General features: G+C 72.3%; 23 protein-coding genes. 10 read left to right on the top strand and 13 right to left on the bottom strand.

Features of this window, described 5'->3' with window-relative positions; translation table 11 throughout:
• Positions 1-34: 34 nt before the first annotated feature.
• From aat to trpS, 5 genes are all read right to left on the bottom strand, one after another.
• The gene (aat, locus tag FB467_RS08555) at positions 35-739 is read right to left on the bottom strand and encodes a leucyl/phenylalanyl-tRNA--protein transferase (protein WP_141784730.1); all 705 of its coding nucleotides are present in this window, start codon (positions 737-739) and stop codon (positions 35-37) included.
• Positions 740-789: 50 nt separating this feature from the next.
• Positions 790-1,773, bottom strand: a complete 984-nt coding sequence (locus FB467_RS08550) for a carbohydrate kinase family protein (RefSeq protein ID WP_141784729.1) — start codon at positions 1,771-1,773, stop codon at positions 790-792.
• Between the two features lie 124 nt (positions 1,774-1,897).
• Positions 1,898-2,275 (bottom strand): HesB/IscA family protein, encoded by a 378-nt coding sequence (locus tag FB467_RS08545; protein ID WP_141784728.1) that lies wholly within the window; start codon positions 2,273-2,275, stop codon positions 1,898-1,900.
• A gap of 82 nt (positions 2,276-2,357) precedes the next feature.
• Positions 2,358-3,488: a glycerate kinase gene (locus tag FB467_RS08540; protein ID WP_141784727.1), complete on the bottom strand. Its 1,131-nt coding sequence runs from the start codon at positions 3,486-3,488 to the stop codon at positions 2,358-2,360.
• A gap of 13 nt (positions 3,489-3,501) precedes the next feature.
• Positions 3,502-4,638 (bottom strand): tryptophan--tRNA ligase, encoded by a 1,137-nt coding sequence (trpS, locus tag FB467_RS08535; RefSeq protein WP_211350577.1) that lies wholly within the window; start codon positions 4,636-4,638, stop codon positions 3,502-3,504.
• 200 nt (positions 4,639-4,838) lie between these two features.
• Between trpS and FB467_RS08530 the strand changes: the two genes are divergently transcribed.
• Entirely contained in the window at positions 4,839-6,308 is a 1,470-nt protein-coding gene (locus FB467_RS08530) for a peptide MFS transporter (RefSeq protein WP_141784725.1), read from the top strand.
• Positions 6,309-6,331: 23 nt separating this feature from the next.
• On the opposite strand, the gene FB467_RS08525 is transcribed toward FB467_RS08530, so the two are convergent.
• The 3 genes from FB467_RS08525 to FB467_RS08515 form a co-directional block, all read right to left on the bottom strand.
• Complete coding sequence (locus tag FB467_RS08525) at positions 6,332-7,339, bottom strand: glutathione S-transferase family protein (RefSeq protein WP_141784724.1); 1,008 nt, start codon at positions 7,337-7,339, stop codon at positions 6,332-6,334.
• Positions 7,339-8,637 carry a dipeptidase gene (locus FB467_RS08520; RefSeq protein ID WP_141786553.1) on the bottom strand — a complete coding sequence of 433 codons (1,299 nt, stop codon included), beginning with the start codon at positions 8,635-8,637 and terminating at the stop codon, positions 7,339-7,341. Before FB467_RS08520 ends, FB467_RS08525 begins: the two co-directional genes overlap by 1 nt.
• A 96-nt stretch (positions 8,638-8,733) precedes the next feature.
• A complete protein-coding gene (locus tag FB467_RS08515; protein ID WP_141784723.1) occupies positions 8,734-8,994 on the bottom strand; it encodes a hypothetical protein in 261 nt (86 codons plus the stop codon).
• Between the two features lie 22 nt (positions 8,995-9,016).
• Here FB467_RS08515 and FB467_RS08510 point away from each other — a divergent pair, with 22 nt between their 5' ends.
• A complete protein-coding gene (locus FB467_RS08510; RefSeq protein ID WP_141784722.1) occupies positions 9,017-9,598 on the top strand; it encodes a DUF3043 domain-containing protein in 582 nt (193 codons plus the stop codon).
• A gap of 10 nt (positions 9,599-9,608) precedes the next feature.
• Here FB467_RS08510 and FB467_RS08505 read toward each other — a convergent pair whose 3' ends face one another.
• The gene (locus FB467_RS08505) at positions 9,609-9,821 is read right to left on the bottom strand and encodes a hypothetical protein (protein ID WP_141784721.1); all 213 of its coding nucleotides are present in this window, start codon (positions 9,819-9,821) and stop codon (positions 9,609-9,611) included.
• Between the two features lie 114 nt (positions 9,822-9,935).
• On the opposite strand from FB467_RS08505, the gene FB467_RS08500 reads away from it, so the two are divergent.
• From FB467_RS08500 to FB467_RS08490, 3 genes are read left to right on the top strand one after another with little or no spacing between them, the layout of a single operon-like run.
• Positions 9,936-10,487 carry a DUF937 domain-containing protein gene (locus FB467_RS08500; RefSeq protein WP_141784720.1) on the top strand — a complete coding sequence of 184 codons (552 nt, stop codon included), beginning with the start codon at positions 9,936-9,938 and terminating at the stop codon, positions 10,485-10,487.
• Positions 10,488-10,546: 59 nt separating this feature from the next.
• Positions 10,547-11,542 (top strand): SCO2322 family protein, encoded by a 996-nt coding sequence (locus FB467_RS08495; RefSeq protein ID WP_141784719.1) that lies wholly within the window; start codon positions 10,547-10,549, stop codon positions 11,540-11,542.
• 50 nt (positions 11,543-11,592) lie between these two features.
• Positions 11,593-12,165, top strand: a complete 573-nt coding sequence (locus FB467_RS08490) for a bifunctional adenosylcobinamide kinase/adenosylcobinamide-phosphate guanylyltransferase (RefSeq protein ID WP_141784718.1) — start codon at positions 11,593-11,595, stop codon at positions 12,163-12,165.
• Between the two features lie 10 nt (positions 12,166-12,175).
• Here the strand turns inward: FB467_RS08490 and gcvT are convergent, their stop codons facing one another.
• Positions 12,176-13,282, bottom strand: coding sequence for a glycine cleavage system aminomethyltransferase GcvT (gene gcvT, locus FB467_RS08485; RefSeq protein WP_141784717.1), 1,107 nt, complete (start codon positions 13,280-13,282; stop codon positions 12,176-12,178).
• A gap of 147 nt (positions 13,283-13,429) precedes the next feature.
• Here gcvT and FB467_RS08480 point away from each other — a divergent pair, with 147 nt between their 5' ends.
• The gene (locus tag FB467_RS08480; RefSeq protein ID WP_141784716.1) at positions 13,430-14,950 is read left to right on the top strand and encodes a leucyl aminopeptidase; all 1,521 of its coding nucleotides are present in this window, start codon (positions 13,430-13,432) and stop codon (positions 14,948-14,950) included.
• A gap of 93 nt (positions 14,951-15,043) precedes the next feature.
• Here FB467_RS08480 and FB467_RS08475 read toward each other — a convergent pair whose 3' ends face one another.
• Positions 15,044-15,253, bottom strand: coding sequence for a DUF5302 domain-containing protein (locus tag FB467_RS08475; protein ID WP_141784715.1), 210 nt, complete (start codon positions 15,251-15,253; stop codon positions 15,044-15,046).
• Positions 15,254-15,357: 104 nt separating this feature from the next.
• On the bottom strand, positions 15,358-15,732 hold the full coding sequence (locus tag FB467_RS08470) for a hypothetical protein (protein ID WP_170230636.1): 375 nt from the start codon (positions 15,730-15,732) through the stop codon (positions 15,358-15,360).
• A 58-nt stretch (positions 15,733-15,790) separates the two neighbouring features.
• Here FB467_RS08470 and lpdA point away from each other — a divergent pair, with 58 nt between their 5' ends.
• The 4 genes from lpdA (at position 15,791) to FB467_RS08450 (ending at position 20,632) form a co-directional block, all read left to right on the top strand.
• Positions 15,791-17,176: a dihydrolipoyl dehydrogenase gene (lpdA, locus tag FB467_RS08465; RefSeq protein WP_141784714.1), complete on the top strand. Its 1,386-nt coding sequence runs from the start codon at positions 15,791-15,793 to the stop codon at positions 17,174-17,176.
• A gap of 77 nt (positions 17,177-17,253) precedes the next feature.
• Positions 17,254-19,125, top strand: a complete 1,872-nt coding sequence (gene sucB, locus FB467_RS08460) for a 2-oxoglutarate dehydrogenase, E2 component, dihydrolipoamide succinyltransferase (protein ID WP_141784713.1) — start codon at positions 17,254-17,256, stop codon at positions 19,123-19,125.
• Positions 19,126-19,154: 29 nt separating this feature from the next.
• Positions 19,155-20,099 (top strand): TIGR01777 family oxidoreductase, encoded by a 945-nt coding sequence (locus tag FB467_RS08455; RefSeq protein ID WP_228393053.1) that lies wholly within the window; start codon positions 19,155-19,157, stop codon positions 20,097-20,099.
• On the top strand, positions 20,096-20,632 hold the full coding sequence (locus FB467_RS08450) for a hypothetical protein (protein ID WP_141784712.1): 537 nt from the start codon (positions 20,096-20,098) through the stop codon (positions 20,630-20,632). The genes FB467_RS08455 and FB467_RS08450 overlap by 4 nt, the downstream gene beginning before the upstream one ends.
• Positions 20,633-20,639: 7 nt before the next feature.
• On the opposite strand, the gene FB467_RS08445 is transcribed toward FB467_RS08450, so the two are convergent.
• Complete coding sequence (locus tag FB467_RS08445) at positions 20,640-22,070, bottom strand: L-lactate permease (RefSeq protein ID WP_141784711.1); 1,431 nt, start codon at positions 22,068-22,070, stop codon at positions 20,640-20,642.
• Positions 22,071-22,076 lie beyond the last annotated feature (6 nt).

Here is a 22,076-nt window from a genome sequence, read left to right as displayed (position 1 = left end):
CGGAACTCTACCCCTTCCCCTGTGTCCCGTGTGGTCAGGGTGACCCCGCGTCGCGGTGGCTCCACGCGTCGGGGGCGGGTTGCCGCAGGACGTGCCCGAGCAACTCCAGGTAGCGCTCCCGCGGCAGCTCCCGGATCCCGAGCGTCGCCAGGTGCTCGGTGCGCCACTGGACGTCGACCATCCACCGGGGCAGACCCGGTTGCCCGCCGTCACCGAGTAGCTCCACGAGCCCGACGAGGGCGGCCTTCGAGGCGTCGGTGACGGTGTGGAACATCGATTCTCCGGCGAACAGCCCGTTGATCGCCAACCCGTAGAGCCCGCCGACCAGGCAGCCGGCCTGCCAGGTCTCGACCGAGTGCGCCCAGCCGAGCCGGTGCAGTCGTCCGTATGCCGTCGCGATGGCCGGGGTGATCCACCGGCCGTCCCGCGACGGGTCGGCACAGCGCCGGACCACCTCCTCGAAGGCGGTGTCGACCCGGACCTCGAAACGGGGCAGCGACCGCCGCAGGGACCGGCTCACGTGCAGGTCGCCCGGCAGCAGGACGCCCCGGGGGTCCGGGGACCACCAGCCGATCGGGTCGGTGCCGCCCTCCCCCAGTCCCATCGGGAACAGGCCGATCCGGTACGCCGCCAGCACGGTGCCCGGCTCCAGGTCGGCACCCACCCCGGCCAGGTCCTCGCCGGGGACCACCTGGGCCAGGCTCAGCGCCCACTCGGTGGGTGGTGGCTCGGTCGGCATACGGCGTCGTGCGCGGTAGGGAACTGGTGGCTGCGGGCCGGGCGCCGGCCTCAGCCCGCCAGGCCCAGGTGCGGGGCGACCTCGTCGGCGGCGGCCTGGCCGTAGGCGGTGCCGAAGCGGTCGAGGAACTGGGCCCGGCTGAAGTCGTACTCCTGGGTGCCGACCGTCTCCAGCACACAGCCGGCCAGCATCGAACCGATCTGGGCGGACCGTTCGTGGTCGAGCTCCCAGGCCAACCCGGTCAGGAAGCCGGCGCGGAAGGCGTCACCGACCCCGGTCGGGTCGACCCGCTCCACCGGCTTGGCGATCGGCACGTGGATGCTGTCCTGCCCCTTGGCGTGGATCGACGCGCCGTCCCTGCCGTGCGTGATCACCCGGTAGCTGACCCGGTCCAGGATCTCCTCGGCGGACCAGCCGGTCTTCTGCTCGGTGAGCGCGGCCTCGTACTCGTTGGTGACCAGGTAGTACGCCCCGTCGACCAGCCGCCGGATCGAGTCGCCGTCCATGAACGCCAGCTGTTGGGAGGGGTCGGACACGAAGCGCAGGCCCCGGCTCCGGCACTCGGCGCAGTGGCGCAGCATCGCCTCGGGATCGTCGGGGCTGACCACGACCAGGTCGAGGCCGCCGACGGCGTCGACGATCGGGCCGAGCTCGATCTCCCGGGCCTCGCTCATCGCACCGGCGTAGAAGGTGGCGATCTGGGCCATCTCGGTATCCGTCGTGCACACGAAGCGGGCGGTGTGCCGGGTCTCCGAGACGTGCACGTGGCTGCAGTCGACCCCGTGCCGCTCCAGCCATGACCGGTAGGACCCGAAGTCCTCCCCCACCGAGCCGACCAGGATCGGCCGGTGGCCGAGCTTGGCCATCCCGAAGCTGATGTTGGCCCCGATCCCCCCGCGACGCACCTGCAGGTCCTCCACCAGGAAGGACAACGAGATCTTGTCCAGCGCATCGGGGATCAGGGAGTCGGTGAACCGACCCTGGTAGGTCATCAGGTGGTCGGTCGCGATGGACCCGCAGACGGCGATCTTCACCCCGGCAACCTACCGCCACGGCCCCCGGACGGCCGAACACCCCGGCTCGGGTGCCGGTCCGGACGTGTCCGGGGCCGGGCCCTGCCGGGGTGTTCGACGGGGTGTCGCGCGTGGCGGGGGTGGTTCAGCTGAAACTGTCACCGCAGGCGCACGAACCGCCCGCGTTGGGGTTGTCGATGGTGAAGCCCTGCTTCTCGATGGTGTCGGCGAAGTCGATCGTCGCACCGTCCAGGTAGGGGGCGCTCATCCGGTCGACGACGACCTCGACGCCGGCGAAGTCCTCGACCAGGTCGCCGTCGAGGGTGCGCTCGTCGAAGTAGAGCTGGTAGATCAGGCCGGAGCAGCCGCCGGGCTGCACCCCGATGCGCAGGCGCAGGTCGTCCCGTCCCTCCTGCTCCAGCAGGCTCTTGACCTTGCCGGCGGCGACGTCGGTGAGGACCACCCCGTGCGCCGGCGTGGTCTCGGTGGTGGCCGGGCTGCCCTGCGTGTCCTGAAGGCTCATCGCTGTCTCTTCCTCTCGGTGGTGCTGCTCACGGGATCCAACGCCGCGTGGACGTCGCTTTGTTCCGTCCCTGGTCCCCAGGCTACGCCTGCGGCCCCGCTCCCGGGGAGCCCGGTGTCGCCGGCGGCGTGGGCGGCGGGGGCGGCGGGGACCACGTGCGGGCCACCCGGGCGGCGAGCGCCGGGAGGTCCTCGCCGTCGGCGAGCGCATAACTGCCCGAGATCCCGAGGGACATCCCCTCCCGACGCCCCACGCCCACCCGCTCCGCGAGGACGACGGTCGGTGCGGCATACCCGAGGGCGGCCCGGGCCACCTCGGCGATGACGCCGTCGCGGATGCTCTGCCAGTCGTATGCCGTCGCGCCGGTCACCACGAGGGCGCCGGGCAGGAGGTCGGGCAGCCCCAGCTCCTGCATGACGAAGGCGGCACCGGGCACGTGGGTGCCGCCGAGGAGCAGGGTCGCCCACCCGACTCCCCCGCCCGCGCCGGCACCTGCCTCCCGCTCGGGACGGATCCGGCTGCCGGACAACAGGTCGCGGCGCGGCGGCAGCAGCTGGCCGACCACCTCGGTCAGCCGGCCCATCCGCTGCTCCAGGGACTGGGTGACGGGGTCGGGGACGCCGTGGTCGGTCCCCAGCGCAGCGCTAGCACCGTGGAAGCCGAGCAGCGGCAGGTCGACGGCCGCGGCGAGCACGAGGGTCGTCCCGGTGAGACCGGCCCGCACGGCCGGCAGGTTGCCGAGGTCCTCCCCGGCCCCGAGCGCCTCCAGCATCCCCCGGCCGCCGTCGTGGCTGGCCAGGTCGCCGACGCCGAGCACGATCCGGTCCGCCCCGGTGTCCACCGCCGCGCGGAGCAGCTCGCCGACCCCGCGGCTGGTCAGCGCGGTCGGGTCGGCCAGCGCGGCCTCGCCCACCAGGTGCCGGCCGGCCGCCTGTCCTGCCTCCAGGTAGGCGGTGCGTCGCCCGTCCAGCTCGGCCACCAGCACCTCGGCCGGGACCTGTCGCCCGTCGGGACCGGTGACGACCAGCGGCGCGGGCTGCACGCCCAGCCCGTGCGCCAGCGCCTCGACGAACCCGGTGCCCCCGTCGGACAACGGGCACGCCAGCACCTGGTCGTGCGGCGCCTGGCCGGACCAGCCCCGAGCGAGCTGGTGGGCGGCTTCCACCACCCCCGGCACCCCGGCATACGGACCGGTGGCGAGGACCACCCGCATGGGTCCGCTCCCCTCAGTACTGCATCTGCATGGCGGTGCGCACCTCGTCGAGCGTCGCCTCGGCGATCTCGGTGGCGCGCGCGTTGCCCCGGGCCAGCACCTCGCGGAGGTAGGCCTCGTCCGCGGCCAGCTCGGCTCGGCGGGCCCGGATCGGGGCGAAGTGCTCGTTGACCGCCTCGGTGACCACCTTCTTCAGGGTGCCGCCGCCGCCGTCCCCGATCTCCTCCGCGATCTGCGCCGGGTCGCGGTCGGAGGCCAGCCCGGCCAGTAGGAGCAGGTTGGCGACCTCGGGCCGGTTCTCCGGGTCGTAGGTGATGTGCCGGTCCGCGTCGGTGACCGCCTTCTTGAGCGCCTTGGCGGTGGCGTCGGCGTCCATCCCGAGCTCGATCGTGTTGCCCTTGGACTTGCTCATCTTCTGCCCGTCGGTGCCGAGCAGGTTCGCCGCCTGGGACAGCAGCGCCTCCGGCGCGGGGAAGACCGGTGCGTCCGGGACGGCCCGGCCGTAGCGCTCGTCGAACCGGCGCGCGACCACCCGGGCCTGCTCCAGGTGCGGCAGCTGGTCCTTGCCGACCGGGACCAGGTTGGCCTTGCAGAACAGGATGTCGGCCGCCTGGTGGACCGGGTAGGTCAGCAGCAGGCCGGACATCGGGCGGCCCCCGGTCGCCTCGAACTCGGCCTTCACCGTCGGGTTGCGACGCAGTTCGGCATCGGTCACCAGGGACAGGAAGGGCAGCATCAGCTGGTTGAGCGCCGGGATCGAGGAGTGGGTGAAGATCGTGGTGGCCTCCGGGTCCAGCCCGACGGCCAGGTAGTCGGCCAGCAGCGAGAGCACCCGCTCCCGGATCGCGCCGACGCCGTCCCGGTCGGTGATCACCTGGTAGTCGGCCACCAGGATGAAGGTCTCCACGCCCTTGCGTTGCAGCAGGACCCGGTTGCGCAGCGTGCCGAAGTAGTGACCCAGGTGCAAGTTGCCGGTGGGCCGGTCGCCGGTGAGCACCCGGAAGCCCGAGGGGTCGACGTCGATCTGCCGCTCGATCTCGGCGGAGCGGGCCGTGGTGCGGGCCAGCGAGGCCCCGGAGGTGGACCCGGCCAGGGCGTCCCCGGCGGACTCGGCGCCCACGGTCTCGGTGGTGGTCTCGGTCGTCATCATTGCCTTTCTGCCGCCCGAGGTCGATGCGGTGCCCGGACACAGGTCAAGGCCGCCCACGGGACGGCCTTGTGCGGGGTGCGCGTCAGTGCCGTCGGGTCGACGGCCACCAGGAGCACACAACGGTCATGCCCCGATGGTAGTGCCTGCCCGACCGGGACCCTCGCCAAGACAATCCGCCGTGCCGGGTCCAGCATGAGGGGATGGCTGTGAACCGAGCTGACGACACGATCGACCGGGGCTTCTTCGGACAACCCCGGATGTTGGCGAACCTGTTCAGCGTCGAACTGTGGGAGCGCTTCTCCTTCTACGGCATGCAGGGCATCGTCCTGATCTACATGTACTTCCAGACCACCGACGGTGGCCTGGGCATCGACCAGGGGGTGGCCGCCGGCATCGTGGGCGCCTACGGCGGGTCGGTCTACCTGTTCTCGATCGTGGGCGGCTGGGTCGCGGACCGGCTGATCGGGTCGGAGCGGACGATGTTCGTCTCGGCCGTGCTGATCATGCTGGGCCACATCGCCCTCGCGGTGATCCCGGCCGTGCCCGGGCTGGCCACCGGACTGATCCTGGTCGCCATCGGGTCCGGTGGGCTCAAGGCCACCATCACCAACCTGGTGGGGGCGCTCTACGGCACCGACGACCCCCGGCGGGACGCCGGCTTCTCGATCTTCTACATGGGCGTCAACATCGGCGGGCTGATCGGACCCTTGCTGACCGGTCTGGCGCAGCAGCGCTGGGGCTTCCACCTGGGCTTCGGGTTGGCGGCGATCGGGATGGCCATCGGCCTGGCCCAGTACGGCCTCGCCCGCCGGCGGCTGCCGGACACCGTGCACGCGGTCCCCAACCCGCTGCCCCGGCAGGAGTACCCGAAGTGGCTGGGCATCGCCGTCGCAGCGGTGCTGGTCGTCGTGCTGGCCGTGCTGTTCGGCCTGCTCACCGCCGAGAACCTGGCCGACGTGGTGGTCGGGGCGACGGTGATCTCGGCAATCGCCCTGTTCGCGATCCTGCTGACCAGCAACCGGGTCTCCCCCGACGAGCACTCCCGGGTGGTCTCCTTCATCCCGATGTTCATCGGGTCGGCAGCCTTCTGGGCGCTGTTCCAGCAGCAGTTCACCGTCGTGACGATCTACTCCGACACCCGGCTGGACCGCGACCTCTCGCTGCCCTTCCTCGGCGACTGGACGATGCCGATCTCCTGGGTCCAGTCGTTCAACCCGTTCTTCATCATCCTGCTGGCCCCGGTGTTCGCCGCGGCCTGGACCCGGATGGGTGACCGCCAACCGGTGACTCCGACCAAGTTCGGCCTCGGGATCGCGCTGATGGGCGCTGCCTTCCTGCTGTTCCTGCCGATGGCCAGCGTGACCAGCGTGCCGGCCCTCTGGGTGGCGCTGATCATGCTGGTGGCCACCTGTGGTGAGTTGCTGCTCTCCCCGGTCGGGCTGTCCCTGTCGACCAAGCTGGCACCCAAGGCCTACCCGGTGCTGATGGTGGCCCTGTTCTACCTCTCGGTCGCCCTCGGCACCGCCCTGTCCGGCAGTCTCGCGGGCTTCTACAGCGCCGAGAACGAGGTGGCCTACTTCGGCACCCTGGGAGCGGTGACGATCACCATCGGGGTGGTGCTGCTCCTGCTGTCCCGGCGGATCACGGTGCTGATGCGCGGGGTGCACTGACCCGGCTGCCGGCTCCCCCGCGGTTACAGCTCGGGGACCCGCTCGGCCTCCGGCGGCGGCCCGGGCGGCGTGCCGTCACCGAACGGGCGGCCGCCCAACTCCTCCCGGCCGTGGGGGGTCAGCCACGACGAGTTGTCGGGCCCCTTGGGGATCACCCCGGTCGGGTTGATGTCCAGGTGCGTGCCGTAGTAGTGCGCCTTGATCTGGTCGAAGTCCGTGGTGTCGCCGAAGCCGGGCGTCTGGAACAGGTCCCGGGCGTAGGCCCACAGCACCGGCATCTCGGTGAGCTTGGACCGGTTGCACTTGAAGTGGCCGTGGTAGACCGCGTCGAAGCGGGCCAACGTGGTGAACAGCCGGATGTCGGCCTCGGTGATGGTGTCCCCGACCAGGTAGCGCCGGGTGGACAACCGCTCCGAGAGCCAGTCCAGCCTGCCGAACAACCGGTCGTAGGCCCGGTCGTAGGAGTCCTGCTTGCCCGCGAAGCCACAGCGGTAGACCCCGTTGTTCACGTCGTCGTAGACCAGCTGCTGCACCTCGTCGATCTCGGCCCGCAGGGCCTCCGGGTAGAGGTCCGGCGCGCCCTCGCGGTGGAAGGCGGTCCACTGCGTCGCGAAGTCCTCGGTGATCTGGCGGAAGTCGTTGGTCACCACCTGCCCGGTGGTGGTGTCCACGATCGCCGGCACAGTGACGCCGGGCTTGTACCCGTCCGGGCGCGCCTCGTAGGCGTCCTTCAACCGGGGGATGCCCAGGACCGGGTCCACCCCGCCGGGGTCGAGGTCGAAGGTCCAGCTGTCGGCGTCGTGGATCGGCCCGCAGATCCCCATCGAGATCGCCCCCTCCAGCCCGAGCAGGCGCCGGGAGATGACCGTGCGGTTCGCCCACGGGCAGGCCCGGCTCACCACGAGGCGGTAGCGGCCGGCCTCCGCCGCGAACCCGTCCGGCTGCCCGTCGGCCGTGATCCGGGTGGGGATGTAGCGGGTGTCCCGTCGGAACTCGTCCTCCACGTAGGCGCCCTGCTTCTCCTCGGCCATCAGCCCATCCTTCCCAGTCGGTCCAACAGCAGCGCCTCGGCGAGGCAGACCCGTTCGAACTCCCCCAGGTGCAGGCTCTCGTTGGCCGCGTGGGCCCGGGTGTCCGGGTCCTCCACGCCGGTCACCAGGATCGCCGCCTCCGGGAACTTCTCGGCGAACGCGGCGACGAACGGGATCGACCCGCCCACGCCGATGTCGACCGGCGGCACACCCCAGGCGTCCTCGAAGGCGGCCCGGGCCTGTTCGTAGATCGGTCCCTGCGCGTCGGCGGAGAACCCGGCGCCCTGGTCGTCCAGGGTGACGGTCACCTGGCAGCCCCACGGGGCGTGCTCGGTCAGGTGCGCCTCCAACAGCCGGTATGCCGTGTCCGGGTCCTCCGCGGGATGGATCCGCATCGAGAGCTTGGCCCGGCCGACCGGGGTCAGCAGGTTGGCCGCCTTGGCGACCGAGGGTGCGTCGATGCCGATGACCGTCATCGACGGCTTGGTCCAGAGGCGGGACAGGAACGAGCCGGAGCCGATCGGGGACACCCCCTCGGCCAGCCCGGCCTCGGCCCGCAACACCTCCTCCGGGTAGTCCAGTTCGGCCGCCTCGGAGGTCAGCAACCCCTGCACCGCGACGTTCCCCTCGTCGTCGTGCAACGTGGCCAGCAGCCGGGCCAGGGCGGTCAACCCGTCGGGCACCGCCCCGCCGAACATGCCGGAGTGCACACCGTGGTCCAGGGCCTTGACCTCCACCACCACCCGGACCAGGCCGCGCAGCGTGGTGGTCAGCGCGGGCACCCCGATCTTCCAGTTCTGGCTGTCGGCCAGGACGATCGCGTCCGCCGTGAGGCTGTCGCCGTGCTTGTCCAGGATCGCCGGCAGCGACTCCGAGGCGATCTCCTCCTCCCCCTCCACGAAGACGGTCACCCCGACCGGGGGGCGGCCGCCGTGGGCCCGCAGGGCCGCGACATGGGCCATCACGCCGGCCTTGTCGTCGGCGATGCCCCGGGCATACACCCTGCCGTCCCGCTCGGTCGGCTCGAACGGTGCCGAGTCCCAGTCCGCGTCATCGCCCGGCGGCTGGACGTCGTGGTGGGCGTACAGCAGGACCGTGGGCGCACCCTCGGGTCCCGGGAGGTGCCCGATCACGGCCGGTCGTCCCCCCTCGCGCACGATCCGCACCTGCATCCCCTCGGCCTCGAGCAGGTCCGCCACGGCCGCGGCGCTGTCGTCCACGTGCCGCTGGTCGAAGGAGTCCAGGGACACCGAGGGGATCCTGGTGAGGGTCTCCAGGTCGTCCCGGATCGCGGGCATGAGGTCCTGCACCCGCCCAGAGAGTTCGGCGCGGCGGTCGGCGTGGGAGGTGGAAGTCGGGTTCACCCCACCGAGCCTATCCAGGTCGCCGCCGGATCACCCGACGCCCCGTTCGGGACCTGGCGCCACGAGCAGGCGGGGATCCTCCAACCGCTGCCGGCACCGGTCGGCGAGACGCCCCGCCGCCTCCGGGTCCTCGCGGAAGCGGGAGAACTCCTCGGGGGTCAGGCGGTAGTACTCCTCCGCGTCGACCAGCCTGAGCGCGACCGGGATCGAGAGGTAGAACTGCTCCGTCGTGGTCTCGCGCCCGAGGCTGAACCGGCGCTCCCGGTCGACGGCGAGGTCTTGGAAGTCCATCGCCACGTCATACAGTGGACCCGTGTTCTCGCGCAAGAAGTCGGTGACCGTCCCCGCCAACCCCGAGCCGGAGGCTCCGGCCCGCCCCGGGGTCAAGGGCCGTCCCACCCCGAAGCGGAAGGCCCAGGAGGCGGCCAACCGGCGCCCCCTGGTGGGCGGCAGCAAGGCCAACACGGCCGAGCAGAAGGCCAAGATGCGCCAGGCCCGGGCGAAGGCCCGGGAGGGGATGCTGCGGGGCGACGAGAAGTACCTCGGTCCGCGGGACCGCGGCCCGATCAAGCGGTTCCTGCGCGACTCGGTCGACAGCCGCTGGAACATCGGGGAGTTCCTGCTGCCGTTGATGGTGATCATCCTGGCCATGTCGCTGATCAACCAGCCGTGGGCCCGTCTCGGGGTGTTCGGCGCCGCCTACGGGATGATCCTGATCGGCATCCTCGACTCGGTCCTGCTGTGGCGCCGGACCAAGAAGCGGGTCCGGGAGACGTTCGGCGAGGAACCCCCGAAGGGGTCCGCCTCATACGTGGTGCTCCGCGCGTTCCAGATGCGGATGTCGCGGGTGCCCCGACCGCAGATCAAGCGCGGCGACCCCGTCGTGCGCCGTTGAGCGAGCCGGATCATCCCGGGCTCAGGCTCATCGGGCCGTAGACCACCTCGTCCCGGTCCATCAACGAGACCGACCCGACCCCGGCGTCGGCCAGCGTGCTCCACTCCTCGGCCAGCCACGCCTCCGCCTCGGACCGGGTGGGGAAGGCGGCGCCGCTGAGCCCGAGGTCCGGGATCGGTGCGCCGTCGGCGTCACAGTAGGTCCAGCTGAATACACCACTCATGGGCGCCACCGTAGCGCCGGATCCTCACGCCGTCCGGGTGACCTGCCCGCCGGGTGTGCCCTAGGGTCGGATCAGCACGCGGCCCGCCCGGGGCCACGATCCAGGAGGTCATCGATGAGCCAGTTGGACGAACTGTTCGCGAGCATCCCGATCCAGGACCTCGCCCAGCAACTCGGGGCGGGCGAGGCCGAGACCGAGCAGGCGGTGCGGCAGGCACTGCCGGCCCTGGTCGGTGGCCTGCGGCTGAACGCCCAGGAGCCGGCCGGCGAGGAGTCGTTGGCCTCCGCCCTGGCCGACCACTCGGGCAGCGGCCTGGGTGAGGGACGGCTGCAGCTGAACCAGGTCGACACCGCCGACGGGCAGAAGATCGTCGGTCACGTGTTCGGCGACCAGACCGACGCCGTCGCCCACCGGTTGGGCGGGCAGGGCGGGTCCGGCCTGGTGCAGAAGCTGCTGCCGATCCTGGCGCCGATCGTGCTCGCGTGGCTGTCCAAGAAGCTGGGTGGCGGTGCCGCCGCCGGGGGTTCCGCGGGCGGCGGGCTGGGCGGGGCGTTGGAAGACCTGCTCGGGGGCATCCTCGGAGGGGCCCGGCAGAAGTCTGCCGGATCATCCGGCGGCCTCGGCCTGGACGACCTGCTGGGGTCGATCCTGGGCGGCGGCCGGTAGTCCGCGCCCCCGACTCCCTCCCCCTCGACACCCTCCCCCGCCGCCCCCAAGGAGCCGTCGTGCCCAAGCCGTCCCCCCGCCCCCGTCGCCGCACTGTAGGCCTGGTCGTCGCCGCCCTCGTCGGTCTCCTCACGATGGTCCTCGCGCCGGTGGCGGCCCATGCCGCCGGATACCAGTTCTGGGGCTACTACCAGCTGACCGAGGGGGAGTGGGGGTTCGCCACCGAGGGGGCGGGGACGACCGTGCCGGAGGACGGCGCTGTCGAGGGGTGGCGGTTCGCGGTCGCCGCGGACGACGACACCCGGTTCCCCCGGGCGACACCCTCCTTCGACGACGTCTGCGGTGCCGCGCCGGAGGCCGGCGAGGGCGAGAAGCGGGTGGCCGTCGTGGTCGACTTCGGGCGCGACGTCGACGCCCCCGAGGGCGAGACTCCCCGGGAGCCGACCGCTGCCTGCGTCACCGCACCCGAGGCCTCCACCGGTCAGCAGCTGGTGACCCTCCTGGTGGAGGACGTGCGCACCGACCCCTCGTCGGGCCTGATCTGCGGGCTCGGCGGGTTCCCCTCCGCCGGGTGCGGGGACCCGGTCGAGGAGCCGACGGAGGACCAGCTGGCGCCCGACGAGCCGATCGAGATCGCCGTGGGCGCCCCGGTCGGCGGCGGGACGGGTGCGACCGACGCTCCGGAGACCACCGGGGATGAGGACGCCACCGAGGGTGGCGACGACGCCGACGAGGACACCCCCGCCGAGACGACCGACGCCACCACCGACGACACGGACGAGGCCGAGGAGGGTGCCACCGAGCCGTCCGACACGGCCGGGGACGAGGCCGGGAGCGAGGACGCCGACACCGAGTCCGGCGACGTCGCCGGCGACCCCGGGGACGAGGGTGACGGCCCCACCCAGGACGTGGCGGAGGACGGCAACGGCGGCATGCCCATCTGGGCGTGGCTGCTGGTCGGTCTCGTGGTGATCGGTGCGCTGCTCGGCGCCGTGGTCGGCGCCACCCGCCGACGGGACCAGGAGCGCGAGGCCGGGGTGGACCCGGACATCTAGGCCGGTCCTCGGCAGCCCATCGCCCAGCCCCAGGTCAGGAGGGATCCCCCATGTCCTCGACGCTCGTCCTCGGCCCTGCAGCGGGCGGGCGGTCGCACCACGCGCTGTCCCTGCTCTCCGGCACGCCCCAGGTGACCTGGGTGTGCCCCCCGGAGCCGGCCGGTCAAGCCGGTGTCGAGCCCGCCCCGGAGGTGGCCCAGCCGCTGACCACCAACGTCCCCGCGCCATCGACGTGGATCCGGGTGGAGACCACGGACCTGGCCCGGGCGCTCATCCAGTCGCGCCACCCGGTGCTGATCGACGACCTCGAGACGTGGGTCGGCGCCGTCCTCGACTCGACCCAGGGGTGGGAGGACCCGGAGACGGCCACCGCCCTGGTGCACGACCTGGTGGACCAGTTCCAGGTGGCCCTGATGGCGGTCCCGGTGGACGTCGTGGTACTCGGCCGGGACCCGGGGCTGCTGGCCGCCGCCACCGCTCCCGGCGAACAGTTGCTGCACGACCTGCTCGGAGCCGTCGTGCGCCGGGTGGGCGCCACCTGCAGCAGGGTGGAGCTGGTCGTCGCGGGACGGCTGCTGGACCTGGGGTCCTCGCTGCGCGTGCAGGGCGCCGCGCTGCGCTGACCCGAGCCGGTCAGCCCGCGACGCCCGCCTCCACGAACGGGGGCTTGACGATCTCGGCCGCCACGTCCCGTCCCCGCACGTCGATGACCACGGCGGTCCCCACGGACTGACCGCGGTCGAGCAGCGCCAGGGCGATCCCCTGCTTCAGGGTCGGTGAGAAGGTGCCGGAGGTGACCACCCCGATGGTGGCGCCGGACCCGTCCCGCACCTCGCACCCGGCGCGCGGGATGCCCCGGCCGGTGACGCGCAGACCCCAGGACAGCCGGCTCTCCTTGGCGGCCCGCTGGGCGGTCAGAACCTCCTTGCCCCAGAAGGTCTCCTTGTCCCAGCCCACGGCCCACACCGACCGGGCCATGACCGGCGTGATCTCCGGTCCGAGGTCGTTGCCGTGCAACGGGTAGCCCATCTCGGTCCGCAGCGTGTCGCGGGCGCCCAGCCCGGCCGGGATCCCGCCCAGGGGCTCGGCCGCGGCCAGCAGCGCCTCCCACACCTCCACGGTGTCCTCCCAGTGCGGCACCACCTCGAAGCCGGTCTCGCCGGTGTAGCCGGTCCGGCAGACGATCACGGGCCGACCGTTCCAGTCCACCTCGGTGAAGGACATGTAGGACAGGTCCACGTCCAGACCGATGGCGGCCAGCACCTCGGGGCTGCGGGGCCCCTGCACGGCGATCACGCCGAACTGCTCGTGCTGGTTCTCGACGACGACCCCGTCGGGGGCGGCGGCCGTGAGCAGTTCGACCACCCTGCCGGTGTTGGCGGCGTTGGGGATGAGGAAGACGTCCTCGTCGTTGCGCAGGTAGGCGATGAGGTCGTCGACGACCCCGCCGTCCTCCGCGCAGCACATGGTGTACTGCGCCTTGCCCGGCTCGATCCGGCCCAGGTCGTTGGTGAGGCAGGCGTTGACGAAGGCGGCGGCGCCCGGTCCGCTGACCCGGGCCTTGCCCAGGTGGGAGACGTCGAAGACGCCCACGGCCTCGCGGACCGCGGTGTGCTCCTTGACCACCCCTGCCCCGGGGTACTCGATCGGCATCGACCACCCGCTGAAGTCGGCCATCTTGGCCGAGAGGGAGACATGGACGTCGTGCAGCGGTGAGGTCTTCAGGCCAGCGTCAGTCATGGCCGAAACCCTAGCGCCGGCCCCACGCCGGGGACAGGTCTGTTCACCGTGTCGGTGTCTGGCGTTACCCTCGTGCACGTAGAGAAGCAGTCATGGGGGTGCGACATCCTCGGGCCGCTGCACGCCATGTCGATGAATAGGACGCCGATGACTGAACTCACCCTCGCCGACTCCGCCCCCGCCTCCACCAAGGCCGACGCCTTGGTCCTGGCCGCGGTGAAGCAGGACTCGGGGGCCGCGCTGGCCCCGGGGACCACGCTGCCCAAGGCGACGACACGGCACATCGACGAGGCGCTCGCGGCCGTGGGTGCGGAGGCCGGCGCCGAGGAGGTCACCAAGCTGTCCGGTGTCCCCGGCATCAGCGCCCCGCTGGTCCTGGTCGTGGGCACCGGCCCGCAGTCGACCGAGGACGGTCTGGCCCGGACCGAGGAGCGGCTGCGCCGCGCGGCGGGTGCGGCCGCCCGTGCCCTGTCCGGCCGGGCCAAGGCCGCGTTCGCCCTGGGTGACGGCTCGGCCGAGCAGACCGCGGCGGTCGCCGAGGGGGCGCTGCTCGGGGGCTACGCCTTCCAGACCTTCCACGGCGCCGGCAAGCAGGACTCCGCCAAGGCCCCGCTGGGCACCGCGGTCGTCCTCGGCTCACTGAAGCCGCGCAGCAAGGAGGCGAAGGCGCTCACGGCCCGGCTGAAGGCCGTCACCGGTGCCGTCAGCTACGCCCGCGACCTGGTGAACACCCCGCCCAACGTGCTCTACCCGGAGTCCTTCGCCGAGTCGGTGACCCGCCGCGCCTCCGGGAGCAAGGTCTCCCTCGAGGTCTGGGACACCGAGCGGTTGGAGGCCGAGGGGTGCGGCGGGATCCTGGGAGTCGGGCAGGGGTCCGGCCGTCCGCCCCGCCTGGTGGTGATGAGCTACCGCCCGCGCAAGGCCACGGCGCACCTGGGTCTGGTCGGCAAGGGCATCACCTTCGACTCCGGTGGTCTGTGCATCAAGCCGGGTGCCTCCATGGTCACCATGAAGTGCGACATGGCCGGCGCCGCCGCGGTGGCCGCCGCCATCCTGGCCCTGGCCGAGCTCGAGGTCCCGGTGGCCGTCACCGGCTACCTGTGCCTGGCCGAGAACATGACCGGCGACCTGGCCCAGCGGCCCGGCGACGTGGTCACCATGCGCGGCGGCAAGACCGTGGAGATCATCAACACCGACGCCGAGGGCCGCCTGGTCATGGCCGACGGCCTGGCGCTGGCCACCGAGCAGTCCCCGGACGCGATCGTCGACATCGCCACCCTCACCGGCGCCTGCGTGATCGCGCTGGGCGACCGCACGCTGGGCATCATGGGCAACGACGAGTCGCTGACCGACCGGGTGCACCAGGCCTCCTCCAACGCCGGTGACAGCTCCTGGCCGCTGCCGATGCCGGAGGAGATCCGCGCCACGATGGACTCCCCGGTCGCCGACATCAAGCACACCGGCGAGCGCTCCGCCGGCGCCATGGTGGCCGGCACCTTCCTGCGCGAGTTCGTGGGCAAGGACGCCGACGGCCAGCAGATCCCGTGGGCGCACCTGGACATCGCCGGCACCGCGTTCAACGACAAGGCCCCGTGGGGCTACACCCCCAAGGGCGCCACCGGCTCCGGGGTCCGCGCGCTGATCGCGCTGGCCGAGTCCTACGCCTGACCGACTCCCCCGCCGCCGACCCGGCGGTGCAGACACGCAAAGGGGCCGACCGCACCTGCGGTCGGCCCCTGAGCGTGTCGGGAGGTGGGCGGCTCAGCCGCTCTTGCGGCGGAACATCTGCTGGGCCCCGGAGGTCTTGGCCCTGCTCGAGTGGTCCACCTTGCCGTGCTCGGACTGGTCCGAGACGTCCTTGCCCCCGTGGGAGTGCTTCTTGTCCAGGGCGGCGCGGAACTTGGCCTTGACGTCGTCGGTCACCTCGGCTCCCTCGTGTGCTGCGTCCTGGGATCCCTGCTGGTCAGCCATGGGGCAACCTCCTGTCGTTGGTCGGTGGCACCACCCTGTCATGGCCGCCCGCACCCGGCTAGTGGTTTGTCACGACCCCCGGGGGGCGCGACGGGGAGCGCCGGTCACGGACGTGCGCCGTTGCCCTTGTGCCGACGGTTCCACTCCCTCATCCGCGACGGGTAGCCAGTCTGGTTCACGTCATAGACCGGGATCCCGAGGTCCCGGCACAGCTGGAATCCGGCCTTGGGGCTGCCCACCGCCCGGCGGGTCCACTCCCCGTCGTGGGCGATCAGGATCAGCGTCGTCGTGCTCACGTTCGTGGCCGGCTCGACATACCCCTCGACGCCGCGCCGGGACTCCACGAACTCCTGGGCACGGCCGCGCACGGCCCCCAGGTCGATGCTCATCTGAGGTCCGTCGGTGCGCGGGGCGGGGCCCCCGGAGAAACTCCCCCCGCCTGCCTGCCGCTCCTTGCGCTTGCGATTCCACCAAGCCATACGGGTGAGCGTAAACCCTCGGTGGTCGGGAATCGCGCGCAATGACAAGATGCTCCGTATGGAGGAATCGTCGACGCCTGACCAGACCTATGACCTCGTGATCCTCGGCGGCGGCAGCGGCGGCTACTCGTGCGCGTTGCGCGCCGCCCAGCTCGGGCTCACGGTGGCGCTGGTGGAGAAGGACAAACTCGGGGGGACCTGCCTGCACCGTGGCTGCATCCCGACCAAGGCCATGCTGCACGCCGCCGAGGTGGCCGACTCGGCCCGGGAGGGCGCCGCGTTCGGGGTGAACGCGACCGTGGAGTCGATCGACCTGGGCAAGGTCCACAGCTACAAGGACGGGGTGATCGGCCGGCTCCACAAGGGCCTCCAGGGGCTGGTGAAGGCCTCGTCGATCGACTACGTCGAGGGCGAGGGCAGGCTCACCGGCCCGGACACCGTCACCGTGGGCGAGCGGGTCCTCACCGGTCGCCACATCGTGCTGGCGACCGGGTCGTACGCCCGCTCGCTGCCCGGCCTGGAGATCGGTGGCAGGGTCATCACCAGCGACCAGGCGATGACCCTGGAGACGGTGCCGGAGCGGGTCGTGGTGCTCGGGGGCGGCGTGATCGGCGTCGAGTTCGCCTCGGTCTTCCGCTCCTTCGGCGCAGAGGTCACCGTGGTCGAGGCACTGCCCCGGCTCGTGGCGGCCGAGGACGAGGCGGTCTCCAAGACGCTCGAGCGCGCCTTCCGCAAGCGCAAGATCACCGCTCGCACCGGGGTGAAGTTCACCGGGGTCACCCAGACCGACGGCGGCGTCACGGTCGAGCTGGAGTCGGGTGACCCCATCGAGGCGGACCTGTTGCTCGTGGCGGTGGGGCGTGGTCCGGCGACGGACGGCCTCGGCTTCGAGGAGGCCGGAGTGGCCCTGGACCGCGGGTTCGTGACCACCGACGAGCGGCTGCGCACCTCGGTGCCGACGGTGTATGCCGTCGGGGACATCGTCCCCGGCCTCCAGCTGGCGCACCGGGGCTTCGCGCAGGGCATCTTCGTCGCCGAGGAGATCGCCGGGCTGGAGCCCCGCCCGATCGACGAGGCCGGGATCCCGCGGGTCACCTACTGCGACCCCGAGATCGCCTCGGTCGGCCTGACCGAGACCGCCGCCCGCGAGCGGTACGGCGAGGTGACCACCTACGAGTACAACCTCGGCGGCAACGGCAAGTCGCAGATCCTGGGCACCGCCGGCTTCGTCAAGCTGGTCCGGGCGCCCGACGGACCCGTCGTCGGCGTCCACATGGTCGGCGCGCGGATGGGCGAGCAGGTCGGTGAGGCCCAGTTGATCTATAACTGGGAGGCGCTGCCCGACGATGTTGCTTCACTGATCCATGCGCACCCCACCCAGAACGAGGCGCTCGGAGAAGCGCACCTGGCCCTGGCCGGGAAACCCCTGCACGCCCATGCCTGACCCGACGACCCCACCGGCTGCCAATCCGGCAGCCGCCCCCGTAGACTGCGAAACCCCCGGACGAGGAGACGCCGAGAATGTCTGAACGTGTGACCATGCCAGCCCTGGGTGAGTCTGTCACCGAGGGCACCGTGACCCGCTGGCTCAAGAGCGTCGGCGACACGATTGAGGTCGACGAGCCGCTGCTGGAGGTGTCCACCGACAAGGTCGACACCGAGATCCCCTCCCCGGTCGCCGGGGTCCTCCAGGAGATCCTGGCGGAGGAGGACGAGACGGTCGAGGTCGGTGCCGACCTCGCCGTGATCGGCGACGGCGAGGCCTCCGACTCCGGCGGCGACGCCGCCGACGGGGCGTCCGCCGAGGAGCCCGCGGACGAACCCGCCGAGGAGCAGCCCGCGGAGGAGCCGGCCGAGGAGCCCGCTGCGGAGGAACCCGCCCAGGAGGCCTCCTCCGGAGGCGGGAACGCGGGCGGCGGCGAGGGTGAGACCGTCACGATGCCGGCGCTGGGTGAGTCCGTGACCGAGGGCACGGTGACCCGCTGGCTGAAGTCCGAGGGTGACACCGTCGAGGTCGACGAACCGCTGCTGGAGGTCTCGACCGACAAGGTCGACACCGAGATCCCCTCCCCGGTCGCCGGCGTGCTGTCCAAGATCATCGCCGGGGAGGACGAGACCGTCGAGGTCGGCGGTGCGCTCGCGGTGATCGGTGGCGAGGGGGGCGGCTCGTCCGAGTCCGCCCAGCAGGAGGCCGAGCCGGAGGAGTCCGCGCCGGAGCCGGAGCCCGAGCCCGCCAAGGAGCAGGGCGAGGGCGACCTGGCCGACGAGAAGGAACTCCAGGAGGCTGCGGCCGCCGAGTCGAAGGAGAAGACCGACTCCGCCGAGCCCGCGCCGGCGCAGGCCCCTGCGGAGCCCGAGAAGCCGGCCGCCAAGCCCTCCGGCACCGCCAGCGGCGTGGGCTCCGAATCCGCCGCAGGAGATGTCAGCGCCTACGTCACCCCGCTGGTCCGCAAGCTCGCGGCCCAGCACGGCGTGGACCTGAACGAGGTCAAGGGCACGGGCGTCGGTGGCCGCATCCGCAAGCAGGACGTGCTGGACGCCGCCCGCGCCATCGAGGAGGCCGCCAAGTCCGCTCAGTCGGCCCCCGCCCCGTCGGCCCCGGCCTCCTCCGCACCCGCGTCCGCAGGTGTCGGTGCCGCCCCCGCCGCGACGGGCCGGAGCACCGAGGCCACCCAGGCCCTACAGGCCAAGCGCGGGTCCCGGGAGAAGATGTCCCGCCTGCGCAAGCTGATCGCCACCCGGATGGTCGAGTCGCTGCAGACCAGCGCCCAGCTGACCACGGTGGTCGAGGTGGACGTCACCAAGATCGCCCGGCTGCGCAACCGGGCCAAGGCGGACTTCGCCGAGCGCGAGGGCACCAAGTTGTCCTTCATGCCGTTCTTCGCGCTGGCGGCCGTCGAGGCGCTCAAGGCGCACCCGAACGTCAACGCCAGCGTGGAGGGTGACGAGATCGTCTACCACGCCCAGGAGAACCTGGCGATGGCGGTCGACACGGACAAGGGCCTGTTCGTCCCGGTCATCAAGGACGCCGGCGACCTCAACATCGCCGGGCTGGCCCGCAAGATCGCCGACCTGGCCGAGCGGACCCGGACCAACAAGCTGCTCCCGGACGACGCGTCGGGCGGCACCTTCACGCTGACCAACACCGGCAGCCGCGGTGCCCTGTTCGACACGCCGATCATCAACCAGCCGCAGGTCGCGATCCTGGGCACCGGCGCGGTCGTGAAGCGACCGGTCGTGGTGATCGACGAGGACGGCGGCGAGACGATCGCCATCCGGTCGATGGTCTACCTGGCGCTGAGCTATGACCACCGGATCGTGGACGGCGCCGACGCGGCCCGGTTCCTGGGCACCATGAAGGCACGGCTCGAAGAGGGTTCCTTCGAGGTCTGAGGACGCCACACGGCAGGACGGAGAGAGCGGTGACGCAGTCCCCGGAGAGCACCCGTCGGGTGGCCATCACCGGGGCCAGCGGACTGATCGGTTCGGCACTGTCGGCATCGTTGCGGGGTCGCGGCGACCAGGTAATCCACCTGGTCCGCCGCGACCCCGCTGCCGCTCCTGCCGAGGGCGTCACCGAGGTCCGGTGGGACCCGGCGCGGCAGCAGGTGGACACGGAGTCCCTGGTCGGGGTCGACGCGGTCGTGCACCTGGCCGGCGCTGGGCTCGGGGACAAACGGTGGACCGAGGACTACAAGCGCACCATCCGGTCCTCCCGGGTCGACGGCACCAGCACGATCAGCAACGCCGTGGCGGCGCTGGACCCTGTGCCCCGACTCGTGTCCGGCTCCGCGATGGGCATCTACGGGCACCGCGGTGACGACGTCCTGACCGAGGAGTCCACGCTGGGCGAGGACTTCCTGGCCGGCGTCTGCCAGGACTGGGAGGCAGCCACCCGGCCGGCGGAGGAGGCCGGCTCCGCCGTCAGCCACCTCCGCACCGGGCTGGTGCTTTCCCGCGAGGGCGGGGCGATGGGCAGACTGCTCCCGTTGGCCCGGCTCGGACTGGCCGGTCCGCTGGGCACGGGCGACCAGTACTGGTCCTGGATCACGCTGCGCGACCACGTGCGTGCGGTGCAGTTCCTGCTCGACCACCCCGAGATCACCGGACCGGTCAACGCGGGTGGGCCGCACCCGGACACCCAGCGGGACGTCGTCGCGGCCCTGGGCAGGCAGTTGCACCGTCCGACCGTCCTGCCCGCCCCCACCATCGCCCTGCGGCTCGCGCTGGGCGAGATGGCCTCGGACATCCTGGGCAGCATCCGGATGCTCCCGGCCGTCCTCCAGGAGGCGGGCTTCGAGTTCGACCACCCCGACCTGGAGAGCGCCATGGCCTGGTTGGGGACGCGGACCGGCGACACGCGATGACGGAGCTGTCAGGGGGCAGCGCCCATCGGCGTCCCGGGGACGGGAGGCGGTGGGACTGGCGCTATGCGGTGGCGGGCCTCGGCTGGGGCCTGGCCGTCGGCATCCTCACCGGCGTCCTCGTCGGCCTCGTCGTCGTCCTCGCCAGCACCTTCTCAGCGGGCACCGGCGTGGTCGGTCAGCTGACCCTCCTGGTCGTCGTCCCGCTCTACGGGGCGCTCGTGGGAGCCCTGATCGGCACGCCGGTCGGTCTGGTCGCCGGCCTGGTCACGACGGGGACGGTCGGGGGGACGTTGGACCCCCGACGCGCCCGGTGGAGGGCGTTCTGGACCACGCTGGTCGTCGGGGCGCTGTCCACTCCCCTGGTGGCGGCCGTGGTCTACCGCGCGGTGCCGCCGGTCGCGGACCTCGTCCAGATCGTGGCGCTGCTGGCCCTACCGGTGCTGCTCGGCGCCTACCTGATGTCCAGGACCAGCGGCACGGTGGTCGCCGCGGCCGAGGAGCGGCTGCGCGAGTTCGGCTCCGTCAGCGGGTGACGCCGCCTCAGAGCACGACCAGGTTCCACGCAGCGAGGCAGGCGACCAGCACGAGGTCCACCACCAGCACCGACCGGGTGACCCGCGGCAGGCTGGCCCGGTCCGTCTCGGCCACACCGTCCCGCGGGGTGGACACCACCGCGAGCAGCACCCGGGCGGGCGAGGCCATCGTGAACAGGCACGCCGCGGCATTCTGCACGCCGACCAACCCCACCGGACTGACTCCCAGTCCCGGGGCCACCGCACCGGTGCCGGCGGCGAACATGGAGTTGGCGCCCGCCCCCGAACCGGTGACGTAGCCACCGAGCGCACCGATCACCGGGGTGAGCACCAGGGCGAACGGTCCGGTGGACCCCAGCGCCCGGGCCAGTGGCTCGGTGAGTCCTCCGAGCACCATCACCACCCCCAGCGCGAGGAAGGCCGCGGTCGGCAGGGCGACCCCCTGCCACATCGAGACCACCTCCCGGGCCACCGCCGCCCGCTCGGGACCGGCCAGCCGGGTCCACGACACGGCGACCAGACAGGTGACCACCAGCCAGGTCCCCGGGGAGGTCAGCAGGGCCCCGGCGCCGCCCACCGGCAGCAGGGGCACGGTCCAAGCGGACACCAGGATGCCGGCCAGCAGTACGACATACGGGACGAGGGCCCGGCGGACCTCCCGGGCCATCCGCACCGGCGCACCCTGGGCACGGCGGACCAGCACGTGGCCCACGATCGCCAGCAGCGCCCCGAGCGCACCGGAGGGGGCCATCCCGATGAGGATGTTGGAGGCCAGCACCCCGAGGCCGACCAACAGCCCGGAGAGCAGCGCGGCCCCCAGGTGCACCGGCGCCGGGCGCCCGGGAGAGGCGATCAGCACGGCGGCGACCCCGACACCGACGAAGACCAGCAGGTTGGGCCAGGCGGTGGCTACCCCGACCTCCTGCGCGGACGCACCGATCAGCCGGCCGGCGATGATGGTGCCGGGGCCGAGCGCACCCCAGGGCACGGCGCACAGCCCCAACAGTCCCAGCACCGCCGCGCGGTGCGGGCCGAAGCCGGCCGCGACCAGCAACGGGACGCCGACCATGACACCCACGCCGAAGCCGGTGACCGACTCGGCGAACGGCGTCACGCCGTGCACCACCAGCAGCGCCGTCGGCACGGGCCCGCCGGTGAGACGCCCGACCCAGTCCGCCAGGACGCCCTGCGCGCCGGACCGGTCCATGATCCGGCTCAGCGCGATCCCCCCACCGAGGATCACCAGCACCTCGATGAGGGTCGGGGCCCAGCCCACCAGGCCCGACCCGAGCTCGCTCAGGTGGTCCCGGAAGGCGACCGCCACGACCCCCAGGGCGACCAGGATGCCGAGCAGGGCAGCACGCAGCGCGGGCATGCGGAGCGCGAGCGCCCCGCATGCCACGAGCAGCGGCAGGCCTGCCAGCAGTGCCTGACTCAACGGGCG

Origin of the sequence: Ornithinicoccus hortensis, assembly GCF_006716185.1 — a bacterium.
Taxonomy (GTDB): domain Bacteria; phylum Actinomycetota; class Actinomycetes; order Actinomycetales; family Dermatophilaceae; genus Ornithinicoccus; species Ornithinicoccus hortensis.
The sequence above is the reverse complement of the archived record's forward strand: the minus strand, read 5'-3'. Positions and strand labels throughout refer to the sequence as shown.

What these genes read in the sequence shown, in the direction of transcription:
- aat (WP_141784730.1), bottom strand. Translation starts at nt 739, where the DNA reads ATGCCGACCGAGCCACCACCCACCGAGTGGGCGCTGAGCCTGGCCCAG.
- FB467_RS08500 (WP_141784720.1), top strand. Translation starts at nt 9,936, where the DNA reads ATGAGCCAGTTGGACGAACTGTTCGCGAGCATCCCGATCCAGGACCTC.
- trpS (WP_211350577.1), bottom strand. Translation starts at nt 4,638, where the DNA reads ATGATGACGACCGAGACCACCACCGAGACCGTGGGCGCCGAGTCCGCC.
- FB467_RS08515 (WP_141784723.1), bottom strand. Translation starts at nt 8,994, where the DNA reads ATGGACTTCCAAGACCTCGCCGTCGACCGGGAGCGCCGGTTCAGCCTC.
- FB467_RS08530 (WP_141784725.1), top strand. Translation starts at nt 4,839, where the DNA reads ATGGCTGTGAACCGAGCTGACGACACGATCGACCGGGGCTTCTTCGGA.
- FB467_RS08475 (WP_141784715.1), bottom strand. Translation starts at nt 15,253, where the DNA reads ATGGCTGACCAGCAGGGATCCCAGGACGCAGCACACGAGGGAGCCGAG.
- FB467_RS08450 (WP_141784712.1), top strand. Translation starts at nt 20,096, where the DNA reads ATGACGGAGCTGTCAGGGGGCAGCGCCCATCGGCGTCCCGGGGACGGG.
- FB467_RS08505 (WP_141784721.1), bottom strand. Translation starts at nt 9,821, where the DNA reads ATGAGTGGTGTATTCAGCTGGACCTACTGTGACGCCGACGGCGCACCG.
- sucB (WP_141784713.1), top strand. Translation starts at nt 17,254, where the DNA reads ATGTCTGAACGTGTGACCATGCCAGCCCTGGGTGAGTCTGTCACCGAG.
- gcvT (WP_141784717.1), bottom strand. Translation starts at nt 13,282, where the DNA reads ATGACTGACGCTGGCCTGAAGACCTCACCGCTGCACGACGTCCATGTC.
- FB467_RS08525 (WP_141784724.1), bottom strand. Translation starts at nt 7,339, where the DNA reads ATGGCCGAGGAGAAGCAGGGCGCCTACGTGGAGGACGAGTTCCGACGG.
- FB467_RS08545 (WP_141784728.1), bottom strand. Translation starts at nt 2,275, where the DNA reads ATGAGCCTTCAGGACACGCAGGGCAGCCCGGCCACCACCGAGACCACG.
- FB467_RS08470 (WP_170230636.1), bottom strand. Translation starts at nt 15,732, where the DNA reads ATGGCTTGGTGGAATCGCAAGCGCAAGGAGCGGCAGGCAGGCGGGGGG.
- FB467_RS08540 (WP_141784727.1), bottom strand. Translation starts at nt 3,488, where the DNA reads ATGCGGGTGGTCCTCGCCACCGGTCCGTATGCCGGGGTGCCGGGGGTG.
- lpdA (WP_141784714.1), top strand. Translation starts at nt 15,791, where the DNA reads ATGGAGGAATCGTCGACGCCTGACCAGACCTATGACCTCGTGATCCTC.
- FB467_RS08490 (WP_141784718.1), top strand. Translation starts at nt 11,593, where the DNA reads ATGTCCTCGACGCTCGTCCTCGGCCCTGCAGCGGGCGGGCGGTCGCAC.
- FB467_RS08480 (WP_141784716.1), top strand. Translation starts at nt 13,430, where the DNA reads ATGACTGAACTCACCCTCGCCGACTCCGCCCCCGCCTCCACCAAGGCC.
- FB467_RS08520 (WP_141786553.1), bottom strand. Translation starts at nt 8,637, where the DNA reads ATGCCCGCGATCCGGGACGACCTGGAGACCCTCACCAGGATCCCCTCG.